The organism is Mycobacterium shottsii, assembly GCF_010728525.1.
Classification (GTDB): domain Bacteria; phylum Actinomycetota; class Actinomycetes; order Mycobacteriales; family Mycobacteriaceae; genus Mycobacterium; species Mycobacterium marinum.
The window spans coordinates 1175405-1193767 of record NZ_AP022572.1; the positions used below are offsets into that span (position 1 = coordinate 1175405).

An 18363-nucleotide genomic window follows, 5' to 3' on the forward strand; every position below is an offset into this window, starting at 1 on the left:
CGAAGAGCCGGTCAACGCCGGACCGGATTAGGGCGTGTCTGCTTAATGTGAATGGTGTTTTGGCTGATGCTGTTTGGGTGATGCGGACGCATGCGATTTCTGATGATTTGTGGTCGCTGATCGTGGCGGTGTTGCCTGCGGGGCGGCGGCGTGGCCGGCCGTGGAACGATCATCGACGTACTCTGGAGGGCATTATCTGGCGTTACCGTACGGGATCTCCGTGGTGTGACCTGCCCGAGCACTTCGGTCCCTGGCAATCGGTGGCCGAGAGGCATCTACGCTGGTCGGTCGATGGCATCTACGCGCGGATCTTCGCGGCGATCGCCTCTGACCTCGACGCCGAGGACGCCGACCTGGGCGCACTGTTGTCGGTCGATTCGACCAGTGTGCGCGCCCACCGACACGCAGCCGGAGCGCGCTCCGGGCGCCGCACAGGGGGATCTGTCGAATTACAAGAAATATCTCGATGAGCCCGATGACCACGCCATTGGGCGTTCCCGCGGCGGGCTGACTACCAAGATCCACGCCTTGACCGACCAGCTGTGCAGTCCGGTCACCCTGGCACTGTCGGCCGGTCAAGCCGGTGATAATCCGATGCTTTGGCCATTGCTGGCCGCCCGGTGCAGCAACTCATACGCCCCGTTTCACCTGCTGGCGGACAAGGCGTACTCCTATGACTCGACGCGGGCACAGCTGCGCCGGCTCAAGATCGCCCATACCATCCCCGAGCGCAGCGACCAGATCACTCGCCGCAAAGCCAAAGGCCGCAACAGAGGACGGCCTCCGGGGTTCTCAGGCCGAATTTACAAGCACCGTAACACCGTCGAGCGAAGCTTCAACCGGCTCAAACACTGGCGCGCGGTCGCCACCTGCTACGACAAATACGCCCTGACCTACCTCGGCGGTGTCACCCTGGCCGCCATCATCACCTACCACCGCGTCCGCAATTAGCAGACAGGACCTAGTCAGCTGGCGCGCGTCCGCCCGGCCGGGGTGACCTACCTGCCGGCCGCATCGGCCTCTTGGTAGGCGCGGGCCGCGGCAGCCATATCATTCGACAGCTGGAAAAGAGCCTTTTGGATAGCCAGCAGCCTCGCGTTCAACGTTCCCAACATGGCCGGCGAAAGCCGATTGAAGTGTACTGATGCCGGATCAGTTCTGATCGCAAGGACTCCCGGCGGAATCCTCGGAAAGTCAGCTGCGTTACTGATCGCGAACAGCTCACCCGCCGCAGTCCGCAGGCTGGGGATACTGACGGTCAGAGGGGAGGTCATTGCTGGATCCCTTTGGTTGTCTTCGGCGTTGGGCGTTGGTAGGTGGAGTGATTGACCGCTGCCGGCTTGGCTGGTTAGTAGTCTAGTGCTTCGCGTAGTGCGGCGGCGCGTAGTGCTGCGGCACTACGCGAAGCACTGGGCTGTTGAGCGGCCAAGATGGCAATCCGCTATGGGTTAGATCTCAATATCCCCACTGTCAACGATCGTTGAATAAACTGGTTGGCATGCCCGTGAAGACGCGAGACGCAACCGCCACCCGGTCAGCGATCCTGGTCGCCGCACAGTCCCAGTTCGGGGAGAACGGGTTCGAGCGAACAACCATCCGATCGGTGGCCAAGGCCGCCGGGGTCGATCCGGCGCTGGTCATGCACTACTTCGGCAGCAAGGCGGGGCTCTTCACGGCAGCCACCCGATTCGACATCAAATTCCCGGATCTCTCGGGCATCCCAATGGACCGCATCGCCGACGCGCTGCTGCCCAATTTCCTGCGGGTTTGGGGGCCCCGGGGGGCATTCCTCCCGCTGCTGCGCGCGGCCGCGTCCAACCGTGACGCGGCGGACGCGCTGGTCGAGGTATTCGTCGACCGGGTCGGTCCAGCGCTATCGGCGATCGTGCCGGACCGGGGGCCCGAACGCGCCGCGCTGGTGGCAGCGCAAATGGTCGGTGTGGCGACGGCCCGCTACGTAATCGGCCTCCCGCCGTTGCTGCACATGGACGACGAGGAGCTCATCAGATGGCTGCGGCCGGTGATCGTGCATTACCTGACCGACCCCGCGCCGTGACGACCGTTTCCGGATCCGAACTTGCCCGAGCCGGCTTCCCCGTTGCGCTGCCGGTGGGCTATTCGATGGCGGCGTGGGTGCCGGCGCGACGCCCGGAAAACACGCAATCTGCGATGGACAGCCCGCTGACATAGGAGTTGGAGCAGATGCCGGTTGCCGTGCGACCCGCACCGAACAAACCGGGAATCGCCGCACCGGACGCGTCGAGCACGGCTCCGGTCTGTTCATCGACCTTGATCCCGCCGAGGGTCAGGATCGGGGTGGGGTTGAGCAGGCTGGGCCGAACCGAGATGTTCAGCAGGGTGAAAGGAGCGCGGGCTACCCGGCGCACAAATTCCGCGGGCTTACCGGCGGGGTCTGTCGCTGCGGCGTCGATTGCGCTGTTGTGCGCGTCGACGGTGGCCTGCAGGCCGTCGGGATCGACGCCCGCCTTGCGCGCCACGCGCGCCAGCGTCTCGGGCCTCACCGAATCGGCGACCATCAATGCCGCGGCTTGAGCGCGCTGAAACCACAACGGCTGCTTGAGCATCTGGCGCCGAGCTTCATTCATCAGGTCCGCATCGGCGACCAGCCATGCCCTGGCGTTGTGATCTTGCACCAAGGCTTTGCCGACCGCAGCGCCGTACCGACTCTCGTCGATGACGCGTTGACCTTGCTGGTCGACCATGACGGTGCTGATGAATGCGCTCGGTGGCGTGATGAAGCGCCATGCCGACACGTTGTCCATCCGTTCGGTGACCGCTCCCACACTCTGTGCCAGCGCAATACCGCTGCCGTCATCACCGCTGGTGCCGAGTTGAAGCCCGGTCACGTAACGCGGGGCATACCGTTTGATCCATTCGCTGTTGGCGATGAAGCCACCGGCACACACGACCACCCCTCGGCGTGCCCGGATCTGAACCGCGCGGGCGTAGCGTCGCTCGAGGGCACGCAGGCGGCGCTCCATCAAGTTTCGCAGCGGCGGATAGTAGATCCCGGGCTTGGTGGACACCGCCGCCAACGCGGCATACGTCCGCCGAATACGGGGTGGCGCATCGTGCATCGTCATCGCTTCGATTCCGGTCACCCGACCCGTCGAGTCCTGCAGCAGCTTTGTCACCTTGGTGTGGGGGTAGAACTGAACACCAAGGGAGAGTGCGGCTTTGGCCAGTGGCGCATACAGCTGCTTGCCCGAGGTGCCTTTTCCCTTGACCCGGTGTCCGCGCTGGACGGGCGGAGTGTGGCTGCGAAACGCCCCGGAATTCTCGCTACCCGAGTGGTAGAGGTAGTAGTGATTATTCGGAAACGAGGTTTTGTAGGGACAAACGGTGGAGTCGAAAGGCACGCCGTAGTTGCTCAGCCAGTCGATCATTTCGGGGCTACTGCGCACGAATGATTCCAGGGTCGACTCGCTGACCGCATCTGCGACTTCCAGGCGGAGATAGGTCAGCATCTGTTCGAAGCTGTCGCGCACACCGGCTTGCTGCTGGACCGCCGTACCACCGCCGGCATAGATGATGCCGCCCGATATCGCGGTTGCGCCACCACCATTAGCCCGATCCAGCGCCACCACCTGCACGCCCTGTTCGCGTGCCGTGATGGCAGCGGACACACCTGCCGCGCCAAAACCGATCACGACTACGTCGGTGGATTCGACAATGTGCTCCGGTGTGTCATCAGCCATGCGGCTACCCCAATCAGTCTTCGCTTGCCGGCGCGGGTGACTGTAACAGGTGCCAATGCGCGGCGAAGGGGATCGAGGCGGGCTGCACCGGCGGCATGGGGAGCGACCGAAACGTCCTCAGCACTCGACGATGTTGACGGCCACGTTGATGGCCAGGCCGCCGGCCGAGGTCTCCTTGTACTTGGCGTGCATGTCGGCGCCGGTAGCCCGCATGGTGTCGATCACCTGGTCAAGGGTCACGCGGTGGAAACCGTCACCCCGCAGCGCCATTCGGGCGGCGTTGATGGCCTTACCCGCGGAGATCGCGTTGCGCTCGATGCAGGGGATCTGCACCAGCCCGGCGATGGGATCGCAGGTCAGGCCAAGGCTGTGTTCCATGGCAATCTCGGCGGCGTTCTCCACTTGCCGCGGCGTGCCACCGAGGACCTCCGCCAGTCCGGCGGCGGCCATCGCGGCCGCGGAGCCGACTTCGCCCTGACAGCCCACCTCGGCCCCGGAAATCGACGCCCGCTCCTTGAATAGGGATCCGATGGCGCCCGCGGTCAGCAGAAAACGAACCGTGGCGTCCTCGGAGTCCGCGTTACCGGCTTGCGTGTAGTGGGCGGCGTAATGCAGAACGGCGGGCACAATGCCGGCAGCACCGTTTGTTGGCGCCGTGACGACGCGGCCGCCGGAAGCGTTCTCCTCATTGACGGCCAGCGCAACCAGGTTGACCCAATCCTCGGCGAATTCGGGTTTGCGGTTCGGGTCTTCGGCGTTCAAGCGCTCATACCAGCTTTTCGCGCGACGCCGCACCTGCAGGCTGCCAGGGAGTAAACCGTCGCGCGAAATGCTCTGCTGTTCGCACTCCACCATGACGTCGCGTAGGTGCAGCAGACCGCTTCGGACGTTTTGTGCACTGCGACGGCATGATTCGTTGCGTAGTGCCACCTCGCTGATCGAGATGCCGAATTGGTCGCAGATGTCGAGCAACTCCTGGCCTGAGGAGTACGGCAGGGGGGTGCGACATGAATGGCGGTCGTCGCTGTGATCGGAACCCGCTGTGACGATAAAGCCGCCGCCGACAGAGAAGTAGGTCTCGGTGGCCAGCACCCGCCCCCCGGAATCGGTGGCGGTCAGCGTCATCCCGTTGGGGTGGGTGGGCAAGACGACGTCGGGATGCAGCTTGACGTCCCCCTCGGTAAGGGGGACCGCCACGGTGCCGTCGATCCGGGTGACCCCGGACTCGGCGATTTCGGCGAGCCGGCGCTCCTTGGCTTCGCTGCTGATCGCCTCGGGCTGAAAGCCTTCCAGGCCGAGTAGTACCGCGGACATGGTGCCGTGGCCCGCGCCGGTGGCCGCGAGCGAGCCGAAGAGATCGATTTGTACCGCGGCGACGGCATCGCGCTGCCCTGCGCTGCGCAGCGCAGCGATGAACTCGTTGGCCGCGCGCATCGGGCCCACGGTGTGGGAACTGGAGGGCCCGATGCCCACGGTGAAGAGTTCGAAAACGCTGATCGTCATGGCTTGTGCAGTTCCGGGTACAGCGGATAGGTCGCGGCGAGCTCCTGGACCTGCTTGCGCAGCTCACCCAGCTGGTCGTCGTCAGCAGCGGTCAGTGCCGCCGCGACGATGTCGGCTACGGCACCGAAGTCGTCGTGGGAGAAGCCGCGCGAGGCCAGCGCGGGGGTGCCGATGCGCAGCCCGGAGGTGACCATCGGGGGCCGCGGATCGAATGGGACGGCGTTGCGGTTGACCGTGATGTCGACGGCGGCGAGCCGGTCCTCGGCCTGCTGGCCATCAAGGTCGGCGTTGCGCAGGTCGACCAGTACCAGGTGAACGTCGGTTCCGCCGGTCAACACGGTGATGCCCCGTTCGGCGACATCGGGCTGGTTCAACCGATCGGCGAGGATTCGGGCACCGTCTAGGCAACGCTGTTGGCGCTGCACGAATTCGGGCTGCGCAGCCATTTTGAAGGCGGTGGCCTTCGCGGCGATGACGTGTTCGAGCGGCCCGCCCTGCTGGCCGGGGAACACCGCGGAGTTGATCTTCTTGGCGATGGCCGCATCGTTGGACAAGATGATGCCGCCGCGCGGCCCACCCAGCGTCTTGTGCGTGGTGGAGGTGACGACGTGCGCGTGCGGCACCGGGCTGGGGTGCAGGCCGGTGGCGACCAGGCCGGCGAAATGTGCCATGTCGACCATCAGCACGGCACCGACCTCGTCGGCGATCTCACGGAATCGGGCGAAGTCCAACTGCCGGGGGTATGCCGACCAGCCCGCGATGATCATCTTGGGCTGGTGATCGCGGGCTGCTTGAGCGATGGCATCCATGTCAATGAGGTAGTCGTCTTTGGACACCTCATAGGCCGCGACGTTGTAGAGCTTGCCGGAGAAATTGATTCGCATCCCGTGGGTGAGGTGGCCGCCGTGAGCCAGCGAGAGCCCGAGAATGGTGTCGCCGGGATTGAGCAACGCGTGCATGGCGGACGCATTGGCAGTCGCACCCGAATGTGGTTGCACGTTGGCGTATTCGGCGCCGAAGAGCGCTTTGACGCGGTCGATGGCCAATTGCTCCACACCGTCGACGAATTCGCAGCCGCCGTAGTAGCGCCGGCCCGGGTAGCCCTCGGCGTACTTGTTGGTCAAGACCGAGCCTTGGGCCTGCATCACCGCCAGCGGTGCGTAGTTCTCCGAGGCGATCATTTCCAGCCCGGTTTCCTGGCGGTTGAGCTCGCTGTCGATCAGGGCCGCGATGTCGGGGTCGAAGGTGCTTAGGGATTCGTTGAGGATGTTCACAAGCTTAGTCCGTTCTGTCCGGCGTATTCGCTGGCGGTCAACAGCTCTCCTACGGCCGTCGGCTGCACGGAGTACAGCCAACCCGCGCCGTAGGGCTCGGTGGCGATGGTTGCCGGGTCATCGACGGCGGCGGTGTTGACCTCGACGATCTGACCGCTGGCGGGGGCGATCAAATCCGAAACGGTCTTTGTCGATTCCACTTCCCCGCAGGACTCGCCCGCGGAGACTGTCTCGCCGACCTCGGGCAGTTGCACGAAGACGAGGTCGCCGAGGGCTTCAACAGCAACCGAGGTGATGCCGACGCGGACGGGACCGTCGGGTGTGGCCGCACCGGGTGCGATGTCGATCCACTCATGGTCGGCGGTGTAGCTGCGGTCGCCAGGTATTTTGCGGTCGGTCATGGTCGCCTTTCTTGGGATGCGTGGGCGGTCGCGATGGTCATGAGGATCAGGCTGGGCGCGGTCGCACGTAGAACGGTGTCGCGACTACCCGGAAGTGTTCCATGCTGCCCCGGATATCCACGGCGACAATAGAATCAGTGTCTACCGTGCCGGCTTCGACATAGCTGATCGCGATCGGGTAGCCCAGCGTGGGAGAAAGAGCCCCCGACGTGACCGTCCCGATCTGCCGCTGGCCGTCCTCGGTGTACACCGCATATCCGGCCCGAGCGGCGCGCATGCCGAGTCCCTGCAGGCCGATTAGCGTGCGTCGCGGTCCCTGCGCGGCCAGTTCGGCGAGGGCATCGCGGCCGACGAAGTACTTCTCGAGTCGTACCGTTCGGCCCAGTCCCGCGTCGTAGGGGCTGGTCTCCAGCGAGAGTTCATGGCCGTAGAGCGCCATACCGGCTTCCAGCCGCAGCGTGTCGCGGCAGGCCAATCCGGCCGGGATGACGCCGTCGGCGCTACCGGCGTCGAGTAGCAGGTGCCAGACCGGGGCGGCGTGCGCGTTGTCGACGTAGAGTTCGAATCCGTCTTCGCCGGTGTATCCGGTGCGGGCCAGCAGCACTGGTATCTCGCCCAGCTGTATTTGCGTGGCCGCGTAGTACTTGAGCTCGGTGACCGTGGCCCGGTCGGCCTCGGCGACCACCTTGCACAGCACCCGCTCGGCGACGGGTCCCTGCAACGCGATGAGCGCGGTGTCCTGGGAGCGGTCGGTGACCGTGGCGTCGAATCCGGCGGCCCGTTGGACCAGCGCTTCGTAGACGGCCGCCACGTTGGCGGCGTTGGCAACGACGAGGAAATTGTCCTCGGCGAGCCGATATGCCACCAGGTCATCGATCACACCGCCGTCCTCCCGGCACAGCAGTGAGTACTTGGCCTTTCCTACCTTGAGGCCGGAGAACGCGCCCACCAACGCGTAGTCCAGGGCGGCCGCGGCCCCGGGACCGAGGACCTCGATTTCGCCCATGTGCGACAGATCGAACAATCCGGCGGCGCTGCGCACGGTGTGATGTTCGGTGAGCTCGCTGCCGTAGCGCACCGGCATTTGCCAGCCGGCAAAGTCGGTGAAGCGGGCACCCAGCTCATGGTGCTGCTGCAGCAATGGAGTGGCCGGTGTGATTCTGCTGGTCGTCATGTCTATTCCCTTGCTGGTCAAAGTACTTGAAGTGACGCGGATTTCGGCGGCAACGTTGACTCGAAGGCCGCTGGCGACGGGCACGAGCAGACCAGGTTGCGATCGCCGTGTACGCCATCGATGCGCCGCACCGGAGGCCAGTACTTGTCGGTGACCAGCCAGGGCGCCGGGAATGCGGCCACACTGCGCGGGTACGGCAGGTCCCAGGTATCTGCACACACCATTTCGGCGGTGTGTGGGGCTTGGCGCAGTGGGCTGGCCTCCAAGGGCCACTCGCCCCACATGACCAGGTCGATTTCGCCGCGGATGGCGACCATCGCATCGACGAACCGGTCGAGCTCGGCCAGATCTTCGGACTCGGTCGGTTCCACCATCAGCGTGCCGCTTACCGGAAACGCCAGTGTGGGGGCGTGGAATCCGTAGTCGATGAGCCGCTTGGCGACGTCCTCTGCGGTCACTCCGGAGCGGCGGGTCAATTCCCGCAGATCCAGAATGCACTCGTGGGCGACCAATCCGTGTGGACCGGTGTAGAGCACCGGGTAGTGGTCGTTGAGCCTGGCGGCTAGGTAGTTGGCTGACAGCACGGCCGACTTGGTGGCCGTGGCCAGGCCGTCGGGACCCATCAGAGCGATATAGGCCCAGGTGATCGGCAAGATCCCAGCTGATCCGTAGTTCGCCGCCGCCACCGACGAGTCACTGGTGTCCTGGTGCGGGTCGTCCGGCAGGAACGGGGCCAGGTGCGCCCGCACCGCGACCGGGCCCACACCGGGTCCACCCCCGCCGTGCGGAATGCAGAATGTCTTGTGCAGGTTCAGATGTGAGACGTCGCCGCCGAAATGGCCCGGCCGCGCGATTCCCACCAGCGCGTTGAGGTTGGCGCCGTCGATGTACACCTGGCCGCCCGCCTTGTGCACCAGATCGCAGACGGTGGTGACGTCGGGCTCGTAGACACCATGGGTGGACGGGTAGGTGAGCATGATGGCCGCCAGCTCCGCTGAATGGGTGCTGATCTTGGCGCGCAGGTCGGCTAGGTCGATGCTGCCGTCGGCGGCGGTGGCCACCACGACCACCTGCATGCCGGCCAGCACCGCCGAGGCCGCGTTGGTGCCATGAGCCGACTGTGGAATCAGACAGATTCGGCGTTGCTGCTCGCGGCGGCTGGCGTGGTAGCCGTGAATGGCGAGCAGGCCGGCGAGTTCGCCCTGGGATCCCGCGTTGGGCTGCAGCGAGACGCGGTCGTAGCCGGTGATCTCGGCCAGCCAGCGCTCGAGATCGGCGATCAGCTCCCGATATCCCGTGGTCTGCGCAATCGGGGCGTGCGGGTGGATGGCCGCGAATTCCGGCCAGCTGATCGGGGCCATTTCGACCGCGGAGTTGAGCTTCATGGTGCACGAACCCAGCGGGATCATGGTGCGGTCCAGGGCCAGGTCGCGATCCGAGAGCTTGTGCAGGAACCGCATCATGGCGGTCTCGGAGCGGTGTTCGTGGAATACGCCGTGCTGCAGGTAGGGCGTTGTCCTGAGCAACTCCGAGCCCAGGGGTGATCGGCTCGGCGCGATGCGTTCGACATCGAAGGCCTTGAGCACCAAAGTGATGACCTCGGTGGTGGTGGTCTCGTCGCAGCTGATTCCGACATGGTCAGAACCCGCACGTCGCAGATTGATGCCGAGGCTTTCCGCGCGTGCGATCAATTCGCCGGCGCGGCCTGGGACTTCGACCAGCACGGTGTCGAAGAACTGGTCATTGGCCACGGTGTAACCGTGGTGGCGCAGGCTGGCCGCAATCGACACAGCATGGGCGTGAACTCGAGAAGCGATGTTGCGCAGCCCCTCCGGTCCGTGATAGACGGCGTACATCGCGGCGACGTTGGCCAGCAGTGCCTGGGCGGTGCAGATGTTGCTGGTGGCCTTGTCGCGGCGAATGTGCTGTTCGCGCGTCTGCAGGGCAAGTCGGTAGGCCGGTGCGCCGTTGACGTCCTTGGACACCCCGACCAGCCGGCCCGGCAGTGCCCGCTCCAGCCCGCTCCGGACCGCCATATACCCGGCGTGGGGGCCGCCGAAGAACAGCGGAACACCGAATCTCTGGGCCGAGCCCACCGCGATGTCGGCGCCGAGTTCCCCTGGCGGGGTCAACAGGGTCAGCGACAGCAGGTCCGCGGCGACGGTGGTCATGGCGCCCCGGGCTTTCGCGGTGGCGATCAACCGGCCCAGGTGCCGTACCGCGCCGCTGGCGCCGGGTGCTTGCAGCACGATGCCGAAGAAGTCGCCCTCGGGCAGCTTCTTTTCGATGTCAACGAGTTCGATGTCGATGCCTACCGCTGCCGCACGGGTCCGAAGCACCGACAGGGTATGGGTGAAGCAGTCGCTGTCGACCAACAGTCGTGCAGACGGGCTCTTGCTGGACCGTCGCATCAGCAGCATCGCTTCCACGACCGCTGTCGCCTCGTCGAGCACCGACGCGCCGGCCAGTGGCAGCCCGGTGAGGTCCTCGATCATGGTCTGGAAGGTCAGCAGCGCCTCGAGACGGCCCTGCGAGATCTCGGGCTGATAAGGGGTATACGCCGTGTACCAGGCCGGCGATTCGATGAGGTTGCGGCGCAGCACTTCTGGTGTCACACACGGCGAGTAGCCCTGGCTGATCATGGACACCCGGATCGTGTTGCGTTCGGCCATCGAGGCCAGATCGGTGAGCACCTGCTGTTCGGTTCGAGCCGCGGGCAGGGCCATCGGCGCGGTGTTTCGGATCCGCGCCGGCACGGCAGCATCGATGAGGTCATCGAGGCTGGGGTAGCCGACCGTGGCGAGCATGTGCGCAATCGCCGCGGGATCGGGGCCGATGTGACGGGGCACGAAACTGGAAGCGACAGCGCGACCGCCGTGCAGTTGTTCATATGTTTCAGACAAGGGGCAACTCCGGTTTCCGTGGGCCCGGATCGCACCGGGCTGGTTGCTCCCTCCCCGCTCTGTCCTGAAACCTGAGAGTCTGTGGCGCCGCCATTACAGCGACGTCGTACACCTTCGGTAAGGCACGGTCAAGGTGACCGATCCTTGTCTCCAGAGTCGCCTCGGCGATGCGGTACTGGGGCCTGAGAGATTCTCGGGGAGGAGATTGCTCCTACGGCGCCTCGATAGCGAGGTTTCTCCCGCGTCGCGTCAACAGCAATGTTGTTGGCTATTTTGTTGTGACGAGCAGTCAACATACACACCGACTCGTCGTCTTGTCACTCCCCGGCAAGCATCACGAGAAATGCCCGTGAAGCGTCCTCGGTGGATCACGTAAAAATGCCCGCGAAACGGTCGATCCTTGGCAGGCATGGGAAGTGGGCTGTCGATGTCGTCTCGGGCCGAGATCACCGCGAAGTTCGCCAGGGGGTATGTGGGCGCCGAAGGCGGCAAGGGCAGATTCTGGATCAGGTGGTGGCGGTCACCGGCTGGTCGCGTGACAACGCCCGGCGGCGGTTGAGGGCGGCGGCCGCGCCGCCGGGAGCGGGTCGGCAGGTCGCCAAACGGATTTGCCGGCAACGCAATCCGAAGTACTCCTAGGATGCGCTCAAGGTGTTGCAGAAGGTGTGGGCGGCCTCAGGCGGGCAGTGCGGCCGGTATCTGGCCGCTTCCATGGCACTTCAGTTGGATGCTCTAGAACGCCACGGCGAACTGGTGGACGGCCGTGACCGTTACGGCCCGGCGGTGCGTGCCGAGCTGTTGGCGATGAGCAGCGCCACGATCGACCGCTACCTGCGCGGCGCCAAGGCCCGCGACCAGATCTCGGGTGTGTCGACGACGAAACCCTCCCCGCTGCTGCGGTCCTCGATCACCATCTGCAAAGCAGGCGATGAGGCCGAAGAATCTCCGGGGTTCTTCGAAGGCGACACCGTGGCGCACTGCGGCCCGACACTGAAAGGTGAGTTCGCCCGCACGGTGCGCAACAACGCCCACCCCCACATCCTGGGCGCCCTCAAAACCGGAATTACTAAAATCCCCTATAAGGTAACGGGTTTGGACTTCGACAACGGCACCGAATTCCTCAATAAGGCGGTCATCAAGTGGGCCGCGGACATGGAGATCTTCTTCACCCGCTCACGACCCTACAAGAAGAACGACCAGGCCACCATCGAGTCCAAAAACAACCACCTCGTGCGTCGCTACGGGTTCTACTACCGCTACGACACCGACGAAGAACGCGCCGTGCTCAACCGGCTGTGGCACCTGGTCAACGACCGGCTCAACTACCTGACCCCCACCATCAAACCCATCAGCTACGGCTGCAGCCGCGACGGTCACCGCCGCCGGCTCTACGACAAGCCCCAGACCCCCCTGGACCGGCTGCTGGCCGCCGGAGTCCTCTCAGCGGCCCAACAAACAGAGCTGCTCACCTACCGCAACAGCCTCAACCCCGCCGCGATCGCCCACCAGATCGCCGACCTGCAAGCCGCCCTGCTCAGACTCGCCAAAGACAAGACCGAACAGCTCTACCTCGCCGCCATACCCGCCGCTCTACCCGCCCTCAAAGCCGGCATCCGCATCAAAAGCAAGACCACCACCTGACCCCGATTTCGCGGGCATTCCTTACGTGATGCATGAACCAGGTTTCGCAGGCATCTTGACTCGATGCATCACGGTCAACCCGAAACGTCACGGCTTTCGGTGCACCGGAGCACGGACCGGGCATGCCCGAGGTATCGGACGGGCGAGCGCCGTCCGAGCCGGATGAGGTCGCGGTATCCAGCACGCTCAATCGGCATATCGATGACACCCTGCAGCTCGGAGCGCACAAGCTGCGGATTGTCGGAATCGTGCCCAACTCCACGGCGCTGGCAAAGATCCCAACATTTTTCTGACCACCGAGGGCCTGCAGCGGGTGGCCTACAACGGGCAACCGATGATCACGTCGATCGGGGTCGACGGCTCGCCCCGCGAGCTTCCGGAGGGCTACCAGACCTACGATCGGGAGGGCGCGGTCAACGACCTGATACGTCCGCTGAAGGTCGCCGTGAATTCAATTTCGATCGTGGCGGTCTTGCTGTGGATTGTGGCGGTGCTGATCGTCGGATCGGTGGTGTATCTCTCCGCGCTGGAGCGCATGCGCGACTTTGCGGTGTTCAAGGCGATCTGCACGCCAACGCACTCGATCATGGCGGGACTGGCGTTGCAGGCGCTGGTCGTCTCGCTGCTTGCCGCTGTTGTGGGTGTCGTCCTGTCGAAACTGCTGGCTCAGTTGTTCCCGATGATCGTCGCGGTACCTGGCGGGGCCTATCTGGCGCTACCGGTGGTGGCAATCCTGATCGGCCTGCTGGCCAGCGTCGCCGGACTCAAGCGGGTGATGACCGTGGATCCCGCACTCGCGTTTGGAGGTCCTTAGCCGGTGGGCGATCTCAGCATTCAGGACCTGGTAGTCGAGTACTACAGCGGTGGATATGCCCTTCGGCCGATCAATGGTTTGAACCTCGACGTGGAGGCCGGGTCTCTGGTCATCCTGCTCGGTCCGAGTGGATGTGGGAAGACAACGTTGCTGTCTTGCCTGGGCGGCATTCTGCGACCCAAGTCCGGGGCGATCAAGTTCGAGGACATCGATATCACCACGCTCGAAGGTACGGCGCTGGCGAAATATCGGCGAGACAAGGTGGGCATCGTCTTTCAGGCGTTCAACCTGGTGCCGAGCCTGACCGCGCTGGAGAATGTGATGGTTCCGCTGCGTTCGGCCGGGATGTCACGTGCTGCGGCGCGGGCGCGCGCCGAGGAGTTGTTGAAGCGTGTCAACCTCGAGGAGCGGATGAAACACCGGCCCGGGGACCTCAGCGGTGGGCAACAGCAGCGCGTCGCGGTTGCGCGCGCGATCGCGCTGGACCCGCCGCTGATCCTGGCCGATGAACCGACCGCACACCTCGACTTCATCCAGGTAGAGGAAGTGCTGCGGCTGATCCGCGAACTCGCCGATGGTGACCGAGTGGTCGTGGTGGCCACCCACGACAGCAGGATGGTGCCGATGGCCGACCGTGTTGTGGAGTTGACGCCCGATTTCGCGGAGACCAACCGGCCGCCCGAAGTCGTCGAATTGAAGTCCGGGGACGTGCTGTTTGAACAGAGCACGATGGGCGACCTCATCTATGTCGTATCGGCGGGTGAGTTCGAAATCGTGCACGAATTAGCCGACGGCGGCGAAGAATTGGTCAAAGTTGCCGGGCCCGGAGAATATTTCGGCGAGATGGGGGTGCTGTTTCACATGCCGCGTTCGGCAACGGTGCGGGCCCGCACCGACGCGACGGCCGTCGGCTACACGGCGCAGGCGTTTCGTGAGCGGCTCGGTATCGGCGGTATGCGCGACCTGATCGAGCACCGCGAGCTTTCCAGCGACTGATTCGGCGACGGAGCTGGCGGGTCAGCGCCGGTGCCCGGCGAAGAACTGCCAGATGGTGTCGTTCGCGTCCAACGCCGTCGACGGTTCGGGAAGACCGAGTCTCTCCAGCAGGGGGCCGCGCGTACCGCCGGGCCATTGATGGCCCGCCCCGACCACCGAGATCAATTCCACGGTGTGGCCGTCTGCGCATTCGGCGGTCACGGCTGTCACCACGCCCGCAGTGCTCGAGATGGGCGGTCCACATGCGTCGATGGCGCGCCAGGTCGCGTTCACCGAAGGCACCGACGGGCCATCCACCCGTGGCGATCCGTTGATTTTCACCGCTTGGCCGGGGCCGCCGTCATAGGGGACGCTCTGGTCTGCCGTGCCGTGGATTTGCAGCACCGAGGTCGGCCGCGGGGGTGCGCAATCGGTCACCAGCGTGCCGGCCACCGGTGCGATCGCGGCGAAGATCTCCGTTTGGCAACCCAACCGCAGCGCCATCATGGCGCCGTTGGACATGCCGGTGGCGTAAACACGCGCGGAATCTATCGGGATCTGTTTTCCGATCTCGGCAACCATGGCGGTGAGGAATCCGACGTCGTCGACATTGTTGCGCTGGGGCAGGCCGCAGCAGGTTCCAGCGTTCCAGGCCCGGTGCAGACCGTCGGGATAGGCGACCAGGAAGTGCTGCTGATCTGCCTTGTCGTTCCAGTGGTACGCGCGCTCGGCCTGCGCACCGTTGCCGAAACCGCCGTGCATCATCACCACCAGTGGGACAGCGCCGGTCAATCCCTGCGGCCGGTAGAGATTGAACGTCCGTTCGGCGCCATCCCACTGGATGCTCTGAGTGGACCGGCCCACCGGGATCGTCGCGGGTGCGGGCGCTCCAGCCGCATGCCCACCCGCGGAACATCCGCCCGTCCAGATGACGAGCAAGCCGAGGACAACCGCGCTCAACACCCGAAGGATGCGAGCGGTATCACGCGCCATCAACTCATGGTGACAGCCCTCTGCCGGATTGACAAGTAGCTTGTCAATCAAGCGAGGGGCTGGCTTCCAGGCGGGGCCGTTCCTTACCGCGGGAGTCGCGCCACGGCCAGGATCCGAGCGGCCACCAGGGCGGCGACCGTCACTGCGATGCAGGCAAGTCCGTCGTCCTTGAGGCCCCACTTCACCGACGCCAGGATGGCCGCCCCGGCCACACACAGCAGTACGCCGACCCCCGCGCCGTGCCAGACCGAGGTGATGGCGGGTGCGCCGTCCCAGCCGGGCAGCGGATTGTTCTCCAGCGGCCGCAGCGCAACGAACAGCGCTGCCACCGCACCACACATGATCAACAGTTGTGCAGCGCTGATCACGGCGAAGCCCGGCTCGCCGGGATAGTGGGGAACTCCCAATCCGTCGAAGAGCAGGTGCACGCCCAGCAGGGCTGGCATATGCCACAGGTACAAAGTCATGGCTCCGGAGTTGCCGATCGCCGCCAACCACCAGACCCGCGGGCGCCGAGCCCATCGGGCGATTGCCGGTGCCGCCACAACTGCCAACGCGCTCAGAATGATGGCGTGACCAGCCAACAACAGTGAGGGAGGGCTCATGTTGGGCAGCCGCTGGCCTTCGATGCCAACCAGGCTCAGCTCGTAAGGGCCCCAGCACAGCAACGCGACGTTGGTAGCCAGAAATATCGCGGCGGTGCCGATCGCGCGGGCTCGTGTCAGCAATCGGTGGCGATAGGCCACGCCGAACATGGCGGGAATGAGCCAGACCGCGAGGTTGAGGTATCCGAGCGATGCTGCGGCGCTGCAGTGCAGTCGGACGGCGTCGACGGCCGCGATCATGGCGTAGACCGCGGTTACGCCGGCGGCCAGGCGCGCCGTACTGGTGATTCGAGATAGCACCGGCATCGCCGCCAGCACCAGCACGTAGGCGCCGAGAAACCACAGCAATTGGATGCTCACACCGGCGACCGGCTCGTAAACGTGCTGGGGCAGTAGCGGATAGAGGATGACCAGCGCCACCGCCCAAAAGCTCAGGTAATAGAAAACCGGTCGAAACAGCCGCGCGGCGCGCTTCATCAGCCCGCCGCCCCAGTTCGTTCCGGGGCGCCAGGACGGGACACACGCCGCCGCTCCGGCGAAAAAGAACAACGGCATGATCTGAAAAATCTAGGTCAGAGCCTGAAACGTGGTCGAGGTGGTCAGCAGGTTGTCCCAGCGGAGCACGCCACCGCGGATGACGCTGGTCGCCATCACCGTATGGCCCACGACCACGCCGACCAAGGCCGTGATGCGGATGACGTCGATGGCGCGGTCACGGTCGGCCGGGGTGCGTTCGGCAAGTTCGGCGGGGCTGGGAAAGCCCGTCAGCGATGTCATGCTTGAAGCATCACGGGTGGGCCGGGTGGTCCGCTTGGGTACTTCTACTCGTCTTACCCGGGTAGAGCTACCCGAACGGTGGGCGCAACAGTGCTGCCGGGGTGAGCTATCTGGCTGGGGGCCAACGATTTACATCGAACGCTGCAGCGTCAGGCTGAACAGCAGGTAGCCGACGCAGAGCAGGAAGTTCAATGCGACGATAACCATGCCCAGCGAGAGCAATGCATGCCGGCACTTGCGCTGCAGCCGGTGCAATTTCGCGACGCGTTTTTCACGGGTTATTTGGATGGCGATCAACGCAAAATTGATATTCATCATTTCGCTATCCGAGGCGGGCATGCCGGCGTGCATCTCCCGAAGACGCTGCGGCGAGATCCTCACGCCCACCCCGGTGAATCGACGGCTCAGCCGTCGCGCCTGGCTTCGGCCAAATAAGTGATCGCGCATCGGCAGCTGATGCGAGAGTCTCCGTCGTTCGTCGCCCCACGGGTTCGACGAGGTCGTCACAAGCCGGAATTCTATGCCGTTTCGGTCCCTTATAGGGAGCGCCGCGCCAAATTTCTTCACGCCATTTGTGAATTAACGCAATTGCTCGGTGGGTACCCCATAGCGGTCTTGATACGGACGCACCCGGTCGCGAACGACGCTGGCGTCTAGGGCGTGTCTGCTTAATGTGAATGGTGTTTTGGCTGATGCTGTTTGGGTGATGCGGACGCATGCGATTTCTGATGATTTGTGGTCGCTGATCGTGGCGGTGTTGCCTGCGGGGCGGCGGCGTGGCCGGCCGTGGAACGATCATCGACGTACTCTGGAGGGCATTATCTGGCGTTACCGTACGGGATCTCCGTGGCGTGACCTGCCCGAGCACTTCGGTCCCTGGCAATCGGTGGCCGAGAGGCATCTACGCTGGTCGGTCGATGGCATCTACGCGCGGATCTTCGCGGCGATCGCCTCTGACCTCGACGCCGAGGACGCCGACCTGGGCGCACTGTTGTCGGTCGATTCGACCAGTGTGCGCGCCCACCAACACGCAGCCGGAGCGCGCTCCGGGCGCCGCACAGGGGGATCTGTCGAATTACAAGAAATATCTCGATGAGCCCGATGACCACGCCATTGGGCGTTCCCGCGGCGGGCTGACTACCAAGATCCACGCCTTGACCGACCAGCTGTGCAGTCCGGTCACCCTGGCACTGTCGGCCGGTCAAGCCGGTGATAATCCGATGCTTTGGCCATTGCTGGCCGCCCGGTGCAGCAACTCATACGCCCCGTATCGCCTGCTGGCGGACAAGGCGTACTCCCATGACTCGACGCGGGCACAGCTGCGCCGGCTCAAGATCGCCCATACCATCCCCGAGCGCAGCGACCAGATCACCCGCCGCAAAGCCAAAGGCCGCAACAGAGGACGGCCTCCGGGGTTCTCAGGCCGAATCTACAAGCACCGCAACACCGTCGAGCGAAGCTTCAACCGGCTCAAACACTGGCGCGCGGTCGCCACCTGCTACGACAAATACGCCCTGACCTACCTCGGCGGTGTCACCCTGGCCGCCATCATCACCTACCACCGCGTCCGCAATTAGCAGACAG

General features: G+C 64.7%; 13 protein-coding genes, 4 pseudogenes and 1 riboswitch. Of the genes and pseudogenes, 7 read left to right on the plus strand and 10 right to left on the minus strand.

Annotation, left to right across the window (positions count from 1 at the left end):
- Positions 1-77: 77 nt before the first annotated feature.
- Positions 78-951 (plus strand): annotated as a pseudogene (locus G6N41_RS05545) (IS5 family transposase).
- A gap of 47 nt (positions 952-998) precedes the next feature.
- Here G6N41_RS05545 and G6N41_RS05550 read toward each other — a convergent pair.
- Complete coding sequence (locus tag G6N41_RS05550) at positions 999-1274, minus strand: hypothetical protein (RefSeq protein WP_198966823.1); 276 nt, start codon at positions 1272-1274, stop codon at positions 999-1001.
- A 224-nt stretch (positions 1275-1498) separates the two neighbouring features.
- Between G6N41_RS05550 and G6N41_RS05555 the strand changes: the two genes are divergently transcribed.
- The gene (locus tag G6N41_RS05555) at positions 1499-2056 is read left to right on the plus strand and encodes a TetR/AcrR family transcriptional regulator (RefSeq protein WP_198967732.1); all 558 of its coding nucleotides are present in this window, start codon (positions 1499-1501) and stop codon (positions 2054-2056) included.
- Positions 2057-2114: 58 nt separating this feature from the next.
- Here G6N41_RS05555 and G6N41_RS05560 read toward each other — a convergent pair whose 3' ends face one another.
- The 6 genes from G6N41_RS05560 to gcvP form a co-directional block, all read right to left on the minus strand.
- The gene (locus G6N41_RS05560; RefSeq protein ID WP_198966824.1) at positions 2115-3719 is read right to left on the minus strand and encodes an FAD-binding protein; all 1605 of its coding nucleotides are present in this window, start codon (positions 3717-3719) and stop codon (positions 2115-2117) included.
- Between the two features lie 117 nt (positions 3720-3836).
- Positions 3837-5222 carry an L-serine ammonia-lyase gene (locus tag G6N41_RS05565; protein WP_198966825.1) on the minus strand — a complete coding sequence of 462 codons (1386 nt, stop codon included), beginning with the start codon at positions 5220-5222 and terminating at the stop codon, positions 3837-3839.
- Positions 5219-6496, minus strand: a complete 1278-nt coding sequence (gene glyA, locus G6N41_RS05570) for a serine hydroxymethyltransferase (RefSeq protein WP_198966826.1) — start codon at positions 6494-6496, stop codon at positions 5219-5221. Before glyA ends, G6N41_RS05565 begins: the two co-directional genes overlap by 4 nt.
- The gene (gcvH, locus tag G6N41_RS05575; RefSeq protein WP_198966827.1) at positions 6493-6897 is read right to left on the minus strand and encodes a glycine cleavage system protein GcvH; all 405 of its coding nucleotides are present in this window, start codon (positions 6895-6897) and stop codon (positions 6493-6495) included. Before gcvH ends, glyA begins: the two co-directional genes overlap by 4 nt.
- A 46-nt stretch (positions 6898-6943) precedes the next feature.
- Entirely contained in the window at positions 6944-8071 is a 1128-nt protein-coding gene (gene gcvT / locus G6N41_RS05580) for a glycine cleavage system aminomethyltransferase GcvT (protein WP_198966828.1), read from the minus strand.
- Between the two features lie 17 nt (positions 8072-8088).
- Positions 8089-10878, minus strand: a complete 2790-nt coding sequence (gene gcvP / locus G6N41_RS05585; protein ID WP_231608979.1) for an aminomethyl-transferring glycine dehydrogenase — start codon at positions 10876-10878, stop codon at positions 8089-8091.
- A gap of 256 nt (positions 10879-11134) precedes the next feature.
- A riboswitch (glycine riboswitch) is annotated at positions 11135-11226 on the minus strand.
- A 175-nt stretch (positions 11227-11401) separates the two neighbouring features.
- Here gcvP and G6N41_RS29460 point away from each other — a divergent pair.
- The 4 genes and pseudogenes from G6N41_RS29460 (at position 11402) to G6N41_RS05600 (ending at position 14425) form a co-directional block, all read left to right on the plus strand.
- Positions 11402-11533: a hypothetical protein gene (locus G6N41_RS29460; RefSeq protein ID WP_265338848.1), complete on the plus strand. Its 132-nt coding sequence runs from the start codon at positions 11402-11404 to the stop codon at positions 11531-11533.
- 152 nt (positions 11534-11685) lie between these two features.
- Positions 11686-12615, plus strand: a complete 930-nt coding sequence (locus tag G6N41_RS28085) for an integrase (protein WP_231608850.1) — start codon at positions 11686-11688, stop codon at positions 12613-12615.
- 74 nt (positions 12616-12689) lie between these two features.
- Positions 12690-13429 (plus strand): annotated as a pseudogene (locus G6N41_RS05595) (ABC transporter permease); the annotation flags it as partial.
- 3 nt (positions 13430-13432) lie between these two features.
- On the plus strand, positions 13433-14425 hold the full coding sequence (locus G6N41_RS05600) for an ABC transporter ATP-binding protein (RefSeq protein WP_198966830.1): 993 nt from the start codon (positions 13433-13435) through the stop codon (positions 14423-14425).
- Positions 14426-14446: 21 nt separating this feature from the next.
- On the opposite strand, the gene G6N41_RS05605 is transcribed toward G6N41_RS05600, so the two are convergent.
- The 3 genes and pseudogenes from G6N41_RS05605 to G6N41_RS05615 all read right to left on the minus strand — a co-directional run bounded on the left by G6N41_RS05605 (position 14447) and on the right by G6N41_RS05615 (position 17286).
- Complete coding sequence (locus G6N41_RS05605; protein WP_198967733.1) at positions 14447-15397, minus strand: alpha/beta hydrolase family esterase; 951 nt, start codon at positions 15395-15397, stop codon at positions 14447-14449.
- A gap of 83 nt (positions 15398-15480) precedes the next feature.
- Positions 15481-16779 (minus strand): annotated as a pseudogene (locus G6N41_RS05610) (acyltransferase family protein).
- Positions 16780-16908: 129 nt separating this feature from the next.
- Positions 16909-17286, minus strand: coding sequence for a hypothetical protein (locus G6N41_RS05615; protein WP_231608851.1), 378 nt, complete (start codon positions 17284-17286; stop codon positions 16909-16911).
- A gap of 196 nt (positions 17287-17482) precedes the next feature.
- Between G6N41_RS05615 and G6N41_RS05620 the strand changes: the two are divergent.
- Positions 17483-18356 (plus strand): annotated as a pseudogene (locus G6N41_RS05620) (IS5 family transposase).
- Positions 18357-18363 lie beyond the last annotated feature (7 nt).

Bases quoted from the DNA above. Each gene is read 5' to 3' on its own strand.
- G6N41_RS05555 (WP_198967732.1), top strand. From the start codon at position 1,499: ATGCCCGTGAAGACGCGAGACGCAACCGCCACCCGGTCAGCGATCCTG.
- G6N41_RS28085 (WP_231608850.1), top strand. From the start codon at position 11,686: ATGGCACTTCAGTTGGATGCTCTAGAACGCCACGGCGAACTGGTGGAC.
- G6N41_RS29460 (WP_265338848.1), top strand. From the start codon at position 11,402: ATGTCGTCTCGGGCCGAGATCACCGCGAAGTTCGCCAGGGGGTATGTG.
- G6N41_RS05550 (WP_198966823.1), bottom strand. From the start codon at position 1,274: ATGACCTCCCCTCTGACCGTCAGTATCCCCAGCCTGCGGACTGCGGCG.
- gcvH (WP_198966827.1), bottom strand. From the start codon at position 6,897: ATGACCGACCGCAAAATACCTGGCGACCGCAGCTACACCGCCGACCAT.
- G6N41_RS05560 (WP_198966824.1), bottom strand. From the start codon at position 3,719: ATGGCTGATGACACACCGGAGCACATTGTCGAATCCACCGACGTAGTC.
- G6N41_RS05605 (WP_198967733.1), bottom strand. From the start codon at position 15,397: ATGGCGCGTGATACCGCTCGCATCCTTCGGGTGTTGAGCGCGGTTGTC.
- gcvT (WP_198966828.1), bottom strand. From the start codon at position 8,071: ATGACGACCAGCAGAATCACACCGGCCACTCCATTGCTGCAGCAGCAC.
- G6N41_RS05565 (WP_198966825.1), bottom strand. From the start codon at position 5,222: ATGACGATCAGCGTTTTCGAACTCTTCACCGTGGGCATCGGGCCCTCC.
- gcvP (WP_231608979.1), bottom strand. From the start codon at position 10,878: ATGCTCGCCACGGTCGGCTACCCCAGCCTCGATGACCTCATCGATGCT.